The sequence below is a fragment of the Microbacterium sp. 22242 genome (genome assembly GCF_052045495.1).
Classification (GTDB): domain Bacteria; phylum Actinomycetota; class Actinomycetes; order Actinomycetales; family Microbacteriaceae; genus Microbacterium.
In genome coordinates this window covers 47,277-62,259 of the sequence record NZ_JBQEOZ010000010.1, presented here as the reverse complement: position 1 = coordinate 62,259, position 14,983 = coordinate 47,277, and the positions used below count along the sequence as shown (strand labels likewise).

Sequence of the window (14,983 nt, the reverse complement as noted above, 5' to 3'; positions counted from 1 at the left end):
CGTCCCTCCTGCACACGGCACGCGTGAAGCGGCGAACACGCTTCGGCTAGCATAGAGCCACAGTTTGTCCTGTCCCACCCAGTCTCCTGAGGATGCTGATGACGCACCCGTCCATGTGCAGTCGGTGCGTTATGAATGACGAAGTCGATCCAGACCTCGTCCTCATCGACGGCCTCTGCAATCACTGCCGCCGATACGACGCACTACTGTCTTCGAGAATCGTTCCTGTCGCGGAACGACCCGCCCGGCTGAGCGCGCTGGTCGCTGCCATGAAGGCGGCAGGCAAAGGCAAGCAATACGACTGTCTTATCGGCGTCAGCGGTGGCGTCGACAGCTCGTTCGTCGCTCTGAAGGTTCGCGAACTCGGTCTCCGCCCGTTGGCCGTGCACGTCGACAACGGATGGAACTCGGCTCTCGCTTCTCGAAACATCGAGAACGTTCTTCGAGCGCTCGACGTCGACCTCACGACCAACGTCCTCCGCCTCGACGAGTTCTACGACCTCCAACGGGCATTCCTCAACGCCTCGGTGCCCGATGCGGACATCCCTGCCGATCACGCGATCCAGGCGACGCTCTGGAAGGAAGCCCGCCGTCACGGAATCCGCTACATCATCTCCGGGATGAACTTCGCGACGGAATCGATCAGCGTGCCGTCATGGTCCTATGGCCACTCGGACTGGCGTTACATCAAGGACGTCCACCGCTCACACGGGTCCACGCCGTTGAAGACGTACCCTCATTTCGGCTTCGCCGAACTCGGATGGACGACCGTCGCACGACGTGTCCGCATCGTCTCGATCCTCAACTATCTCGAGTACGACAAGGCTGACGCGATGCGCCTCCTACAGGAGCGGCTCGGGTGGACCCCGTACGAGGGAAAGCACTACGAATCCATCTACACGCGCTGGGTGCAGGGCTACTATCTGCCCACGAAGTTCGCCATCGACAAACGTCGTGGGCATCTGTCCGATCTCATCAATTCGGGTCAGATCACGCGCGACGCTGCATTGACCGCACTCGAGTCGGACGACTATCCGAGCAGTCTGCGCCGGATCGACACACAGCTACTCGGAAAGAAGTTGCAGCTCGACGCGGAAGCCATCGATGCGATCTTGAGCGCGCCGCGCCGGTCCTTCAGGGACTACCGCAGTTCATACGGTTTCGTGCAACTGCTACGACGAACTGTGAACATCCTGAGACGAATGGGGCTTTACCCGCGATGACTGCAGGAAAAGGGACGAACCTCCACATCTATCCCGCGCCGATCGTCTCGGAAAGCAGGATCTTCCGGCAGACCGCCGCGGTCGAGGAGGCGGAACTCTTCGACGAGGTTGAGATCTGCGGGACGTCGGCCCCGGGCCTCCCATCGGTGGAGCCGCTCTCCGAGCGTCGCAGGATCAGACGCGTCGGATCCCACTCCAAGGGCAGCGGTTCAGTCCTCCGTCGCGTCGCTCACCAGATCCTCTGGTCGGTTCAGGTGTATCGCTCCTACGCGGGAAAGTCGATCGGTGCCGTCAACGCCCACTCGGTGGCTGTACTGCCGGTCGCCGTGTTCCTCGCGCGACGTCACGGGGCGAGGCTGATCTACGACACCCACGAGCTGGAGACAGAGACGGCGACATCGAGAGGCGCACAGGGGCGGATCTTCAAGCTCCTCGAGCGCCGGTACATCCGTCGGTGCGATGTGGTGTTTGTCGTCAACGACCTCATTCGCGAGTGGTACGAGGAGACCTACCCCGGCATTCGCGCGACGAGTGTGGTGAACTCGCCTGTCGGCGAGATTGCTGGAACCGGGCAGGATCTCCGGTCCGAGCTCGGCATCCCCGGCGAGAGTCGTCTCTATGTCCACGTGGGCAACCTTGGAGCTGCGCGGCACATCCCCGAGTTGCTCGAGGTCTTCAAGACGCGCTCCAATGATCACCTCGTGTTCGTCGGAGACGGCCCTCTTCGCACGTTGATCGCCGAGACAGCGGTCGGGCACCCCAACATCCACCTCTTCGGAACCGTCGACAGCTCATCCGTCGTCCCCACTCTGGAGTCCGCCGACGTCGGTATCTGCGTCATCGAGCCCTCGTGCCTGTCCTACGCGCTCTCGCTGCCGAACAAGGCCATCGAGTACATCGCTGCCGGAACACCTTTCATCCACAACGAGCTTCCGGCGGTGGACCGATTGCTGGCCGGTCGCCTCGCCCCCTTCCGGATCACCTCCGTGGAGACCGATCTGCCCAGGACCCTCGATTCGATCACCCCGGTGGATGTGTCCGACGCGCGATCGGATCTTGCTGATGTCGCTCTCCCCAGTTGGGCCTCGCAGTCTGACAAGATGATCCGGGCCTATCGAGAGGTGCTCGGCAGGCCGCGCTCCGAGAGTGCGGCCGAATCGAAGGAGAGGCGTTCATGACGGTCGGCATCATCGACTACGGCGTCGGCAACATCGGATCCCTGCAGAACATGTTCTTTCGTCTGGAAGTCGACGCCTCCTTTGTCACCGATCCCGCCGCGCTCACCGCGTACGATCATGTCGTTCTTCCGGGAGTGGGAGCTTTCGACGCTGCAGCCGCCGAGCTGCAGCGCACAGGCTTCGATGACGCCGTACGCACATACGCTGCCACGGGTAAGCAGCTGCTCGGCATCTGTCTGGGAATGCAGCTGCTCCTCGATTCCAGCGAAGAGGGAGTATTGTCCGGGCTCGGTCTGATCAGCGGCACCAGCGTTCGGTTCGATCCTTCGATGGGGCTGAGAGTCCCGCATCTCGGCTGGGCGCAGATCCGCAAGGAGCGCGATCATCCGATAGTCGCGGACCTGCCCGATGATCATCGCTTCTATTTCGCCCACAGCTATCACGTGAAGTGCGCGGACGAATCGAACGTCTTGGCGAGCACCGAGTACGGTGCCAGGTATGCCTCGATGATCTGCGCCGACTCCGTCACGGGGGCGCAGTTCCATCCTGAGAAGAGCCATCGTTTTGGAATGCAGATGCTGAAGGAGTGGGTCCAGCAGTGAGACCGCGCGTCATACCCGTCCTGCAACTGCACCATGGCTGGCTCACGAAGACTCAACGGTTCGGAGGCAACCCGTATCTCGGTGATCCCGTGAACGCCGTACGCATCTTCAACGAGTTGGAGGTCGACGAGCTGATCCTGTGCGACATCTCCGCCAGCCGGGGCGAGACGCCTCTCGATCCGAAGCTCATTCGGTCGATCGCATCCGAAGCGTTCATGCCCGTTGCCTATGGCGGCGCGGTAGGCAGTGTGAGCGACGCGCGGGCAATAGTTCGCTCTGGTGTCGAGAAGATCGTGCTGAACAGCGCGATCTCCCGATCTCCCGAACTGGTCACGCAGATCGCCTCCGAGATCGGCACGCAAAGCGTCGTCGCGAGCGTGGACGTGCGCTCGACCGTCTCCGGGCCACGCGCTCATGTGTCCAACGGCAGAATCGATACCGGTCTCACGCCGGTCGAATTCGCACAGGCCGCCACTGGGCTGGGGGCCGGAGAGATCGTACTCAACTCGATCGACCGCGATGGGACCCGTTCGGGATATGACCTTCCCCTGCTGCGCGAAGTCTCAGCCTCGGTCGAGGTGCCCGTCCTCGCGCTGGGAGGCGCGGACAGCCTCGACGACATCAAGTCCGCCATCGAGAACGGCGCCGACGCGGTCTGCGCAGCGAGCCTGTTCGTCTATTTCGGACGGCATCAAGCCGTCCTCATCACCTACCCGTCGTCAACGGAACTCGGCGCTCTCCGCAGCCGCTGAGGAGTGCTCAGCCTCGGAAACGGCGACGTCGTCCGGAGCGATCCTCGATCAGTCGCGGCGAGCGTCATCACAGATGCGGCCTAGCGCGATCGCCAGGTGGTCACCGATCGCGGCGTACGTGTACTGCGTCTCGACGTGCGTCGCACCGCGTCGCCCCATCTCCGCGCGGGCTTCCTGAGGAAGCTCACTCATCTCTCGAATCGCAGTGGCGAGCGCCGTCGCATCGCCGGCCGGCACCGTGAGTCCGGCCCCGGCGTCCGCGACCGGATTGTTCACTGCACTCGTCGCGATGATGATCGGCCGTTCCGCCACGAGATAGTCATAGAGCTTGTTGAGCGAGATTCCGAACCGATACACCGGGAGGTCCTCGAGGTTCACGATGAGGGCGTCGGCCTCCCTTGCGCGATCGATGACCTCCGATCGCGGGATGCGGTCCTCGAACTCGATCAACTCCGCGGACTTCAAGGCAGCCGCGCGAATGCGAAGAGCTTCCTTTTGGGTTCCGTCACCGACGAGGCGGAGCCGAAGTTTCTGAGTCCGGTCAGGCCGACCTGCAGCCTCATCGAACGCGTCGAGGAGTCCTTCTAGTCCATTCGCGTTCCCGTGGGACCCCAGATACATGATGACGAACTCGTCGCGGACGGCAGGATATCGAGCGTCGGACTGCTGCGGCAGATCCACGCCGTTCGACGCCCAGTGGAAAGGAGTGTCGTCCAATCCCATGCCGTCGAGATAACTGCGGACCCCAGGCAGCGGCGAGACCACGAGAGATGCCTGCGATGCGAGGTGCCGCGAGACGCGCGACATCAATCGGGCAGCCAGGCTTCCCGCCTGCAGCTTCCCGAGGTCGATGAGGGTCTCGGGCCAGATGTCGCGGATCTCGAATACGAAGGGCACGCGATAGCGCCTGGCGAGCCGCAGTGCCGCCCATGATGCGAGGAGATGTACGGTGCTGCCGACGACGACGTCAGGAGTCGGCACCCCTCGGACCGTCCCCGGAAGGAGCAGCCTCACCGCGAAGACCGCCATGTTCCAGACGCGTTGCAGCCCTCCCCGATACCTCGGCGCGCGCACCATGAGGAAGGGCACGCCCTCCTCCACGCCGCGACGTCGGCGTTCACCGCGTCGCAAGTGCTGGGCACCGGCGGGATGGGTCGTGCTCGCGAAGATCAGCAGCGGTCTCCACCCGTTCCGGACGAGTTCCTGCGCGAGCCGGAAGTGTCGCGCGCCGGCGCCGTCGCGCGAGGGAATCGTCGAATAGTGGTTGATGATCCAGACGACCGGTCCGGAATCCGCCGTCATTCCGCGTCACCTCTGGCGATGTACTCGTCGCGGAGCATTCCGAAGTGGAGGACGTCACAATATTTGCCATGACGCCACACGTGCTGCCTACTGATTCCTTCGAGCGACCAACCCAGTGCGTCCCGGTAAAGCGCCAAGGACGCCGAGTTGAACTCCAGGATCTGGGCCGTCAGTCGATGCAGACCGACATCGAGGAAGGCGAAGTCCATCGTCATCTGCAGAGCGCGTCGTCCGTACCCCTTCCCGCGGAGATCCGGAGCACCACCGATCTTGATCGCCGACATCGCGGTGCGATTGCGGGCGTCGATGTCCCAGAGCCCCGTCAGACCGACATTCGTTCCGTCCATCCGGCGAATCACGAATCGTCGCGCATGATCCGACTCGATGCCTCGCTCGAACCATCGCTCCTGCGCGGACATCGACAACGGCCAGTCCCAGCCGACGACGTTCTCACGAACCGCAGGGTCGTCGGCCAGGTCCTTGAGGAATCGAAGATCCTCACGCTCGATCGGGCTCAGAACGATCGTGCCATCACTCAGCAACTTGCTCACCGTTCGTTCGGGCCGGGCCGAGATCATCGACCTCTCCGGCGGTCTGGTCTGTTCTCACTCCTGTGCCGCGGAGCACTCGAACGGCCGTGGCGCACAAGATCCGGAAATCGGTGCCCGGACCGATTCGATCAATGTACCGAAGGTCGGTTTCGATCCGCACTGACCAGGGTGCCTCGTTGCGATGGAGCACTTGCGCCAAGCCTGTCAGCCCTTGCGGCACGGACACCCTTCCTGCCTGACGCGAAGTGTAGCGGGCGTATTGGCTCGGGAGCGCAGGCCGAGGCCCGACGATGGAGATGTCGCCTTTCAGTATGTTCAGCAGCTGAGGCAGCTCATCGAGGCTCGTTTTGCGGAGGAACGCACCCAGCGGCGGAATCAGGTTCATCTCAGCGGGCATATAGCCTCCGCCGCGTTGTTCTGCATCCTGGACCATCGTTCGGAATTTGTAGATGAAGAACTCGCGACCGCCTTGTCCCACACGCTTCTGACGAAAAAGTACCGGTCGACCCATTCGAACGAGCACCGCGATCGTGAGAGCGACGAGTACCGGTGAGAGCACGACCAGAGCGACGGCGGCGATGACCCGATCGATCACACCCCGCAACGTCAGATACACCTCAGTCTTACTCACACCCGCACCGCCCGGTATGCAGGGAAGAACGAGCTTTCCTGAAGCTGACTGGGACGAACTCCGAGTCGCCGCGCATGCTCTGTGACCAACGATGCGTATGCCTCCGGGCGTACGATCAGACGCCCTACGAAGAACGGCATCGAAACTCCTCCGAATGACGCTTTGAATCGGAACAGACCATCAGCGCGTGAAGTTCCTCCGCCGAGGTGAAACCGCTTGTGCCCCTCAGCTGCTGCCCACTTCATGGCAGTCCAGATCATCAGGTTGTTGGCTCCGTTCCGCGCAGCCTCGACCACTGATCCGGACAGGTGGTAGTGAACTGCCTCCTCGTCGATGAGCAGAAGGGTCGCCGCCACTACTTCATCGTCCGCATCCCGCACCTCGACGAGATGGAGGTCGACGTCTTCAGCGCGTGAAAGGCGCTCGTAATAGTCGTCAGAATGAAGATGCGCAGCCGTGGCACCGACACGCTCCATCGCCACCTCGTAGACGTTTCGGAATCCGGAGTCGGAGCCGAGGCTCAGCGGCCGTTCCATCACGACTTGTGCGTGCAGACCTTCTCGCTCCGCTTTGCGGATCGCTGTGCGGGAGCGCCCGTGCATCCCCTCCCACATGCTGGCTTCCTCGCCGAGCTCAAGGAGAACGGTCTCGGACAGCTCTACGAGTTCAAGCCCGGGAAGAGTGACGCGACGCTCCACACCATCGCGATACGGGGCGAATCGCAAAAAGACGGAGACAATGCCTCGTTCCGCGAGTAGACGCACCGTGTCGTCCCACGCGGCAAGCACTTCATCCGCCGGCATCGCCGGATCCGACCAGATCCCCGGGTATCCGTAGGGCGAGACGGCGTCACGCGAAGTCCGTCCCCCCACGTCCACGGAATTGATGCACAAGGGCAATCGCCATCTGCCTTCTTCGTCACCAATCGCGTCCCAGAGGGCTCCAGTGCTCCGGGCCGCAGCCTCTCCGTAGCTTCGGGACTGATACACGCTCGCGGCCGTAGTGCTATCCCTCCAGCTGATCGTCATCTCGACACCTCCTCGACGATGGCCGAGGCCACGCGCTCCATGTCCTTGGGACCGTAGCGATGGTCGACAGGGACCGAAAGCAAATCAGACCGCCAGGGCCCCAGCCCGTGGACCCCTTGCACGCGCGGCCAATGGATCGCGCAGTACACACGGCGCTGGGCCAGACGAGCCTGCAGCACCGGCGGGGCGTCGAGCTGAAGGACCAGATGCGACGGGATCCCATCTCCATTCCGCCGCATCACCGAGATTCCGGCATCAGCGAGAAGCTGCCGAAGAGTCCGCGCATTGTCGGCGCGCTTCTTAGCCATCGCGTCGTATGGCAAGGTACTCAAGGCCTCGATAGAGCGCGGTGTCGCGCGACGAATCCGTCCCTGGTCTTCAAGACGTTCGTTCTCGCGCTGGAAGATCTCTCGGAACCCGTGCGAGCCGTCACCATCAAGGGTGGCGCGCTTGAGATCCATTGCCTCCCATCGTTCAGAGTCGCTCTCCTCCAGACCTGAGGCAACCTCTAGGATCTCCTCATCGCCTGACACGTAAGCGCCGTCTCCGACCGGGAGCAGCTTGCGCAGGCTGGCAAAGGACAGATCAGCTCCCAGCACATCGGGCTCGAAAACACGGTGAGTGGTATCTTCCACCACGACGATGCCGCGAGCTTTCGCCTCCTCGATGAGGGCCCGGTGCGTCGGGTCAGGGCGGCTCCCAAAGTAGGCGGCCAAGAGAATCACCGTTCGCTCGGGCACGTCTTGGAGCACGCGGGACGCGTCTAGGGGGACACCGAGTCTCTCGTTGATTCCGAGCGAGGAGATACGCCAGCCCCGCTGCACGAAAGGCTCGATCATTGAAGAACAGAGATATCCCGGGACGATCAGTCGGTCTCGTCCTCGTCGCGCGAGGACGTCAGCCATGATCGCCAGTGCTTGTCGTCCGGTCTCCACGTAGCGAACCGGACGCCCTTCTCGTTCCCAGGGGGGAACGCTGTGTGGGACAAGCTCGCCCGCAGGAAGTGTCTCGAAGTCAGAACCGATCGGTCTGCCTTCGGAAGGGACATAAGTCACGACTCAGCGTCCCCCGACGAAGGTGGTGATGCCGTCAACCACTCGAGCGCGCTGCATGTCCGTCAGCGCAGACCCGCTGGGCAGCGTGAGCCCCGATTCGAACAGCCGCTCCGAGGCGCCGTTGATGACACCGCGATGATGGGCGAACACCGGCTGCTTGTGCATCGGCTTCCAGAGCGGCCGGCTCTCGATATCGTCCTTCGCGAGCGCTGCGGAGAGGTCGGACGGACCCCAGCCCGTGCGCTTCTCGTCGACCAGGATCGACGTCAGCCACACGTTGTCGTGCTCGTCGCCCTCGGCACCGAAGACCTCGACTCCGTCCACCGTCGCGAAGAGCTCCTTGTAGAGCTCCCGCATGTCTCGCCGACGCGCGATCATCGCGTCGAGCCGAGACAGCTGCGCGCGCCCGAGCGCAGCCAGCAGGTTGCTCATCCGGTAGTTGTAACCGATGTCGATGTGCTCGTAGTGCACGACCGGCTGCCTCGCCTGGGTGGCCAGGTACCGCACGTGCTGGGCGACGTCGGCGTCGTCCGTGAGCAGCATGCCTCCGCCCGAGGTGGTCATGATCTTGTTGCCGTTGAAGGAGACGATCGATGCGCGCCCGAAACTGCCCGCTGGGCGACCCGCGTGCCATGCGCCCAGCGATTCAGCGGCGTCGGCGAGCACAGGCACGTCGAACTCCGCCGCAATCGCGAGAATCGTCGTGTAGTCCACCGCCTTGCCGAGCAGATCCACCGGAACCACCGCGGCGACGTGCTCACCCGCGTCGCGCAACGCCACCAGGGCGCCACGCAGCAGCTCGGGATCCATGTTGCCGGTTCGGGGATCCGCGTCGATGAAATAGGGCTCGGCGCCCGTGTACACGATCGCGTTGGTGGTCGCAGCGAACGTCATCGTCGACGTGACCACCACGTCTCCCGGTTTCACGCCCAGCGTCAGCAGACCGAGGTGCAGAGCAGCCGTGCCCGAGCTCAACGCCACCCCGTGCGCGACGCCGATCCGCTCCGCCAGCTCACGCTCGAACGCGTCGACATCCGGACCGAGAGGTGCGATCCAGCCGGAGCGCATCGCGGCCACGAGCGCTTCTTCCTCGAGTGCCGTGACGTCGGGCGATGACATGTAGATCCGGTCAGCCATTCGAGCGTGCCTCCTGCGTGACGCGCGTTGATCCGTTGACGACCCGATCCACGATGATCCGGTCGACCACGGCAGTGTCGTTGTTGCGCGGCTCGGCCTTCATCCGCGCCTCCCAGCCGGCCTTGTCGAGCCGTTCCGGGCTGATCATGTCCGCATGCGCGTGCGAGATCTGCGGGTGGAACGGGCGCTCGAGGTTCTCCCGTGCTCCGACGAGCTCCTCATGCAGCTTCTCGCCCTGCCGAAGGCCCGTGAACACGATCTCCACGTCCTTGCCCGACATGGAGATCATCCGCTTGGCGACCTCGAGGATCGACACCGGCTCGCCCATGTCCAGGATGAGCACCTCGCCCGCGCGGCCGATGCCGCCGGCCTGGATGACCAGTTGGCAAGCCTCGGGGATCGTCATGAAGTACCGCGTGGCGTCGGGATGGGTCACCGTGATCGGCTTGTCCTCCGCGATCAGCCGCTGGAACGTCGGCAGCATCGAGCCGCGGCTGCCGATCACGTTGCCGAAGCGCACGGACAGGTACTGCATGCCCGTCTGCTCCCCCGCCCACGCGGTGAGCTTCTCGGCGACGCGCTTGGAGTGCCCGAGCACGCTGGTCGGGTTGGCGGCCTTGTCGGTGGAGATGTTGACGAAATGGGTCACCCCGACCCTCTGCGCCGCCTGAAGCACATTCAGCGAGCCGATCACGTTCGTCTTCCACGCCTCGTCCGGGTACTGCTCGAGCATGGGGAGGTGCTTGAGGGCGGCCGCGTGGAAGACCACCTCCGGGCGACGCTCATCGAAGATCGCGTTCAGCACCGCCTCCTCGCGGATGTCGGCGAGAACGACGTCCCTGGAATCCAGCAGACCGTTCCCCGACGTGCCGAGCTGCGCGGTCTGCAGACCGGTCTCGTCCCGGTCGAGCATCATCAGCTCACTGGGGCCGAACTTCGCCAGCTGGCGGCAGAGCTCGGACCCGATCGATCCACCGGCGCCGGTCACGAGCACGCGCTTGCCGGTGATGTAGCCCGCGATCAGCTCGACGTTGGTGTCGACCGGGTGACGGCCGATGAGGTCCTCGATCTCGATGTCGCGCACGTCGACCTTGACGCGAGCGTCGAGCATGAAATCCGTGATCGTCGGCGTGACCGACACGCTCATCCCGGCGCGCTCCGCCGCATCGCTCAGCTTGCGCAGCAGGACGCTGTCGGCGTTGCCGAGGGCGATCACGAGCCGAGTCGCTCCGGTGCGCTGAGCGATGTCGGCGAGCTGCCTGGAAGGCCCCAGCACGGGCACGCCGCGCAGCCGCAGGTTCTTCTTGAGGGGATCGTCATCGATCAGTCCCACCGGCCGGATCGGCGACGCGGGATCGGTGATGATCGTGTGCAGCAGCCGGTCCCCGAGGTAGCCTGCCCCGACCACGAGCGTGCGCTCCGCGCTGTCGCCGGGTTTGCGCGCACGCTCGACCGCGAGCCGGGCCGCGTAGCGCACACCGAACATGAGAAGCAGCACGAAGGGCCCGGCCAGCAGCATGGTCCCCCGCGGCACGCCGATCATATTCCCGAACGGCACGACCACCAGCGAGAGCAGCACCGAGATGCCCAGCACGATGACGGCGAGCGTGCGAACCACTTCGAAGGATCCGTAGGCGTACCGCCCGCGATACAGTGCCACGTAGTAGCCGATCCCCAGCTGGATCGCCGCGGCGACGACGCCGAGCAGGATCGTGGCCAGCCAGGCCGTCGGCTTCAGGGTGAAGTCGAGACGGAGGGTGACGGCCAGGAAGGTACCGATGACCCAGGCCAGGACGTCGAGAGCGGCCGTCAGCCGGCGTCGACGCCGCTGCTGCACGGGGATGCGGATTCCCCCGGTCAATGTCTCTCGAATCTGCGTACTCACCATCCACCCCAATCGTCGTGTGCTCGGCATCCCGCTCAGGATCCCCCCTATGCCCTCAGCGCACGCGTACCGAAATTCTCCCATACTGGGAGTCTCCTGGACGAACGGCTTCCTGCGGCCGAAGGCTCTGTCGCTTTACGCTTCGCCTGATGTCGCGTTGCGATTCGGATGCACCGCTGTATAGACATATGAGGATCTCGTTCGACTACGAGAACTTCCCGACCACCGGAGAGGGCCACGGGGAACGCTTCGCTAGGCTGACCGCGTGGCAGGTGCGAAGGCTGAGATGTGGCGGATCGCCGAAACCGTCGCGTGGACGGAAAGCGGGGATGACGTGGTGGCTCTCGACCTTGTCTCTGTGGAGGCACGTCCGTTGACGCTTCAGGGCACAGCGGCAACGGTCTGGAACGAGGTCGACAGGAGCGGGCCGATCACGGTGGACGACCTCGTGCGGAATATCGCGACGGCGTACAGCGTGGATGACGGTGCGGTCCATGACGATATCGTCGCCCTGCTCCGCCGCCTCCGCGAGCATCATCTGTTGGTCGCATGACGGCGTCGGTAGCTTCCAACTGAGAAGAAGGATTCCTCTATGCACGTTCTGGTCACCGGGGGCGCCGGGTTCATCGGTTCGCACACCGCGGTCGCGCTGCTCGAGCGAGGGCACCGGGTCACGATCGCCGACGATTTCCAGAACTCGTCCCCGAAGGTGATCGACCGGATCGAGCAGATCACGGGGACTCGCCCGGGTCTGGCCGCTGTCGACCTCCTCGACGAAGAGGCGTTCGATGCCGCCTTCGCCTCGGCCTCCCCCGATGCCGTGATCCATTTCGCTGGACTGAAGGCCGTCGGCGAAAGCGTCGCCGATCCCCTGCGCTACTACGCGCACAATCTGGGCAGCACGTTCTCTCTACTCAAGACGATGAAGCGGCACGGCGTGCGCAGCCTCGTGTTCTCCTCGTCCGCCACGGTCTACGGAGACCAGCAGGACCCGCCGTACCGCGAGGACGGCGGGCGCCTGGACGCCACCAACCCGTACGGCATGACCAAGGTGATGCTCGAGCGGATCCTCAGCGACGTCGCGGAGTCGGAGGGCGGCTGGCATATCGGGCTGCTTCGCTACTTCAACCCGATCGGCGCGCACCCCAGCGGCCTTATCGGTGAAGACCCGAACGGGATACCCAACAACCTCGCTCCCTACATCCTCCAAGTGGCGGTCGGGCGTCTGCCCGAGGTGAACATCTTCGGCGACGACTACGCCACCGCCGATGGCACGGGCGAACGGGACTACATCCACGTGGCCGACTTGGCTGAAGGACATGTCGCGGCGCTCGAGAAGCTCTCGGCGGTCGAGGGCGCACGCGCCTGGAACCTCGGCACGGGAGCCGGCACGTCGGTCAGGCAGATGATCGCCGCTTTCGAGGCTGCCTCGGGTCATCCGATTCCGGCGATCGTTCGCCCCCGGCGCGAGGGCGACCTCCCGCGCAGCTGGGCCGACACCACTCGAGCCGCGTCGGAGCTGGGCTGGACCGCCTCACGCAGCATCGCGGACATGGCCCGGGACGGGTGGCGCTGGCAGTCGCAGAACCCGAACGGCTTCGCGGACTGAGGATCCTCCGCTCGACCTGATCACGAGCCGCCGACCGCGCCTGCACGTAGCCATGGTCAGGGACCCTCCGGATCCCTAGAATCAGGGCGTGCCTACCCGACGCGGAGACCGCGAGGCGCGCCCGGCCCACGGAAGCTCGTCATCCGACTCGGACGATCCTCTCGCGAGCCCGCGGGCAGGATCCGATGGGCCGGATGGATCCGCCGGACACCGGCGCAGGCGGCGGCGTCCCCTGCTGAAGAGCGCGCGCTTCTGGGTGCCGATCTCGATTCTGCTGGTGCTCATCGCCGTCGGCATCGCCGGTGCGGCCTCGGCCAAGCAGCTGTACGACCAGGCGATGTCGGCCAAGTCCGACCTGGAGAAGGCGATCCCGCTGGTCGACCAGGTGCAGAAGAGCATGCTCGCCGGCGACACCGCCGGCGCGAAGACGACGGTCGCGCAGATCTCGGCGCTCACAGCCTCGGCGGAGAAGAAGACCAGCGGCACACTCTGGAAGAACGCGGAGTGGGTGCCGGTCGCCGGCCCGAACCTGGTCGCGGTGCGCGTCCTCGCGAGTTCGGTTAACACGCTGGTGCAGAACGCGGTGTCTCCGCTGACCGGGATCGACCTGAAGGCCCTGATGCCGAAGGACGGCGCGATCGACGTCAAGAATCTGACCGCGCTCGCCGGCGATGTCGACTCCGCGGCCACGAGCCTGACGACGATCCAGAAGAGGCTCGCGGGGATCGACCGCGCTGCGCTCATCCCCCAGGTCGCCGCCGGCGTCGACAGGCTCGATTCCGCGATCGCGAAGATCGAGCCGATCCTCACCCCCGCGCACAACGCGCTGACGATCCTGTCGAAGGCGCTCGGGGCGAACGGCCCGCAGCACTACCTGCTGATCTTCCAGAACAATGCCGAGTCCCGCGGCACCGGCGGCAACCCCGCGGCGATCGCGATGCTCACCGCGGAGAACGGCAAGATCTCCCTCACCCAGCAGGCGTCGTCGGCCGACTTCCACACCGGCCGCCCGGATCCGATCATCCCCCTCGATCCCCAGCTCGAGGCGCTCTACGGCACCAAGGTCGGCCGCTACATCCAGGACACCACTCTGCCGCCGGACTTCAGCGACACGGCCAAGATCGTCCGCGCCTTCTGGGGCGACTCGTTCGGGACTTCCATCGATGCCGTCGCTTCGATGGATCCGGTCGCGCTCGGCTATCTGCTCAAGGTCATCGGCCCGGTCAGGATGCCCACCGGCGACGTGCTGACGGCCGACAGTGCGGTGCCGCTGCTGCTCAGCCAGGTCTACGGCAGATACGGCGGCGTCAAGGCGGACCAGGACGCCTTCTTCGCCGCGGCGGCGAAGAGCGTCTTCGAGGCGCTGCTGACCACCCACGCGGATCCGAAGGCTCTGCTGAACGCGCTCTCGCAGGCGGCGGACGAGGGGCGCCTGATGTATTCGCCGAGCGACCCCGCGCAGGCGGCCCTCCTCGCCGGCACCCCGGTGGGCGGCACTCTGCCGGCCGACAACGCGCACACCACCGACCTGGGCGTCTACGTCGACGACATCACCGAGGGCAAGCTCGACTACTACATGCAGCTGGGCATCGCCGCGAAGACCACGCAGTGCCAGAAGGGCGCGGCGCCCACCTTCACCACCACCGTGACGATGCAGAACACGCTCGCCCCGGGCGCTGTCGCCGGCCTGCCGGTCTACGTCTCCCCGGCCCGGTTCTTCCCCAAGGGCGACGTCTCGAGCGACATGTACCTGTACGGCCCCGTGGGATCGACGCTGACCGGCGTGACCGTCGACGGGCAGCCGGTCGCCGCATCAGGGCAGCCGCATCTGGGCCGCACCGCCGTGAAGGTGAACGTGCTGACCCCTCCGGGGCAGACCGCGACGATCACGGCCACCTTCACGGCTCCGGCCGGCGCCTTCGGCCCGCTCGAGGTGCGGCACACGCCGATGGTGCGGTCGACGCCCCTCACGATCGACGCCCCGGGGTGCGCTGCGGCGAAGTAGTCCGCGACGTGAGCGGAGTCCGTTC

The 14,983-nt window shown here is 64.9% G+C and carries 14 protein-coding genes; 7 read left to right on the top strand and 7 right to left on the bottom strand.

Going from position 1 to position 14,983, the window contains the following annotated elements:
* Positions 1–92 precede the first annotated feature (92 nt).
* Genes ACTJJZ_RS12190 through ACTJJZ_RS12175 form a run of 4 tightly spaced genes read left to right on the top strand, consistent with a single transcriptional unit; the run spans position 93 to position 3,755 of the window.
* Complete coding sequence (locus tag ACTJJZ_RS12190) at positions 93–1,223, top strand: N-acetyl sugar amidotransferase (protein WP_440721454.1); 1,131 nt, start codon at positions 93–95, stop codon at positions 1,221–1,223.
* A complete protein-coding gene (locus ACTJJZ_RS12185) occupies positions 1,220–2,401 on the top strand; it encodes a glycosyltransferase (protein WP_440721453.1) in 1,182 nt (393 codons plus the stop codon). Before ACTJJZ_RS12190 ends, ACTJJZ_RS12185 begins: the two co-directional genes overlap by 4 nt.
* Positions 2,398–3,003: an imidazole glycerol phosphate synthase subunit HisH gene (gene hisH / locus ACTJJZ_RS12180; protein WP_440721452.1), complete on the top strand. Its 606-nt coding sequence runs from the start codon at positions 2,398–2,400 to the stop codon at positions 3,001–3,003. The genes ACTJJZ_RS12185 and hisH overlap by 4 nt, the downstream gene beginning before the upstream one ends.
* Entirely contained in the window at positions 2,988–3,755 is a 768-nt protein-coding gene (locus tag ACTJJZ_RS12175) for a HisA/HisF-related TIM barrel protein (protein WP_440721451.1), read from the top strand. Before hisH ends, ACTJJZ_RS12175 begins: the two co-directional genes overlap by 16 nt.
* Before the next feature lie 48 nt (positions 3,756–3,803).
* Here the strand turns inward: ACTJJZ_RS12175 and ACTJJZ_RS12170 are convergent, their stop codons facing one another.
* The 7 genes from ACTJJZ_RS12170 to ACTJJZ_RS12140 all read right to left on the bottom strand — a co-directional run bounded on the left by ACTJJZ_RS12170 (position 3,804) and on the right by ACTJJZ_RS12140 (position 11,347).
* Positions 3,804–5,057, bottom strand: coding sequence for a glycosyltransferase family 4 protein (locus ACTJJZ_RS12170; protein WP_440721450.1), 1,254 nt, complete (start codon positions 5,055–5,057; stop codon positions 3,804–3,806).
* A complete protein-coding gene (locus ACTJJZ_RS12165) occupies positions 5,054–5,608 on the bottom strand; it encodes a GNAT family N-acetyltransferase (protein ID WP_440721449.1) in 555 nt (184 codons plus the stop codon). Before ACTJJZ_RS12165 ends, ACTJJZ_RS12170 begins: the two co-directional genes overlap by 4 nt.
* Complete coding sequence (locus ACTJJZ_RS12160; RefSeq protein ID WP_440721448.1) at positions 5,589–6,224, bottom strand: sugar transferase; 636 nt, start codon at positions 6,222–6,224, stop codon at positions 5,589–5,591. Before ACTJJZ_RS12160 ends, ACTJJZ_RS12165 begins: the two co-directional genes overlap by 20 nt.
* 11 nt (positions 6,225–6,235) lie before the next feature.
* A complete protein-coding gene (locus ACTJJZ_RS12155; RefSeq protein ID WP_440721447.1) occupies positions 6,236–7,042 on the bottom strand; it encodes a GNAT family N-acetyltransferase in 807 nt (268 codons plus the stop codon).
* A gap of 221 nt (positions 7,043–7,263) precedes the next feature.
* Complete coding sequence (locus ACTJJZ_RS12150) at positions 7,264–8,172, bottom strand: hypothetical protein (protein WP_440721446.1); 909 nt, start codon at positions 8,170–8,172, stop codon at positions 7,264–7,266.
* Between the two features lie 153 nt (positions 8,173–8,325).
* Positions 8,326–9,459 carry a DegT/DnrJ/EryC1/StrS family aminotransferase gene (locus tag ACTJJZ_RS12145; protein WP_440721445.1) on the bottom strand — a complete coding sequence of 378 codons (1,134 nt, stop codon included), beginning with the start codon at positions 9,457–9,459 and terminating at the stop codon, positions 8,326–8,328.
* The gene (locus ACTJJZ_RS12140; protein WP_440721444.1) at positions 9,452–11,347 is read right to left on the bottom strand and encodes a polysaccharide biosynthesis protein; all 1,896 of its coding nucleotides are present in this window, start codon (positions 11,345–11,347) and stop codon (positions 9,452–9,454) included. The genes ACTJJZ_RS12145 and ACTJJZ_RS12140 overlap by 8 nt, the downstream gene beginning before the upstream one ends.
* A 262-nt stretch (positions 11,348–11,609) precedes the next feature.
* On the opposite strand from ACTJJZ_RS12140, the gene ACTJJZ_RS12135 reads away from it, so the two are divergent.
* From ACTJJZ_RS12135 to ACTJJZ_RS12125, 3 genes are all read left to right on the top strand, one after another.
* Entirely contained in the window at positions 11,610–11,897 is a 288-nt protein-coding gene (locus ACTJJZ_RS12135) for a PqqD family protein (protein WP_440721443.1), read from the top strand.
* A gap of 39 nt (positions 11,898–11,936) precedes the next feature.
* A complete protein-coding gene (galE, locus tag ACTJJZ_RS12130) occupies positions 11,937–12,953 on the top strand; it encodes a UDP-glucose 4-epimerase GalE (RefSeq protein WP_440721442.1) in 1,017 nt (338 codons plus the stop codon).
* A gap of 256 nt (positions 12,954–13,209) precedes the next feature.
* Complete coding sequence (locus ACTJJZ_RS12125) at positions 13,210–14,958, top strand: DUF4012 domain-containing protein (RefSeq protein WP_440721441.1); 1,749 nt, start codon at positions 13,210–13,212, stop codon at positions 14,956–14,958.
* Positions 14,959–14,983: the final 25 nt, after the last annotated feature.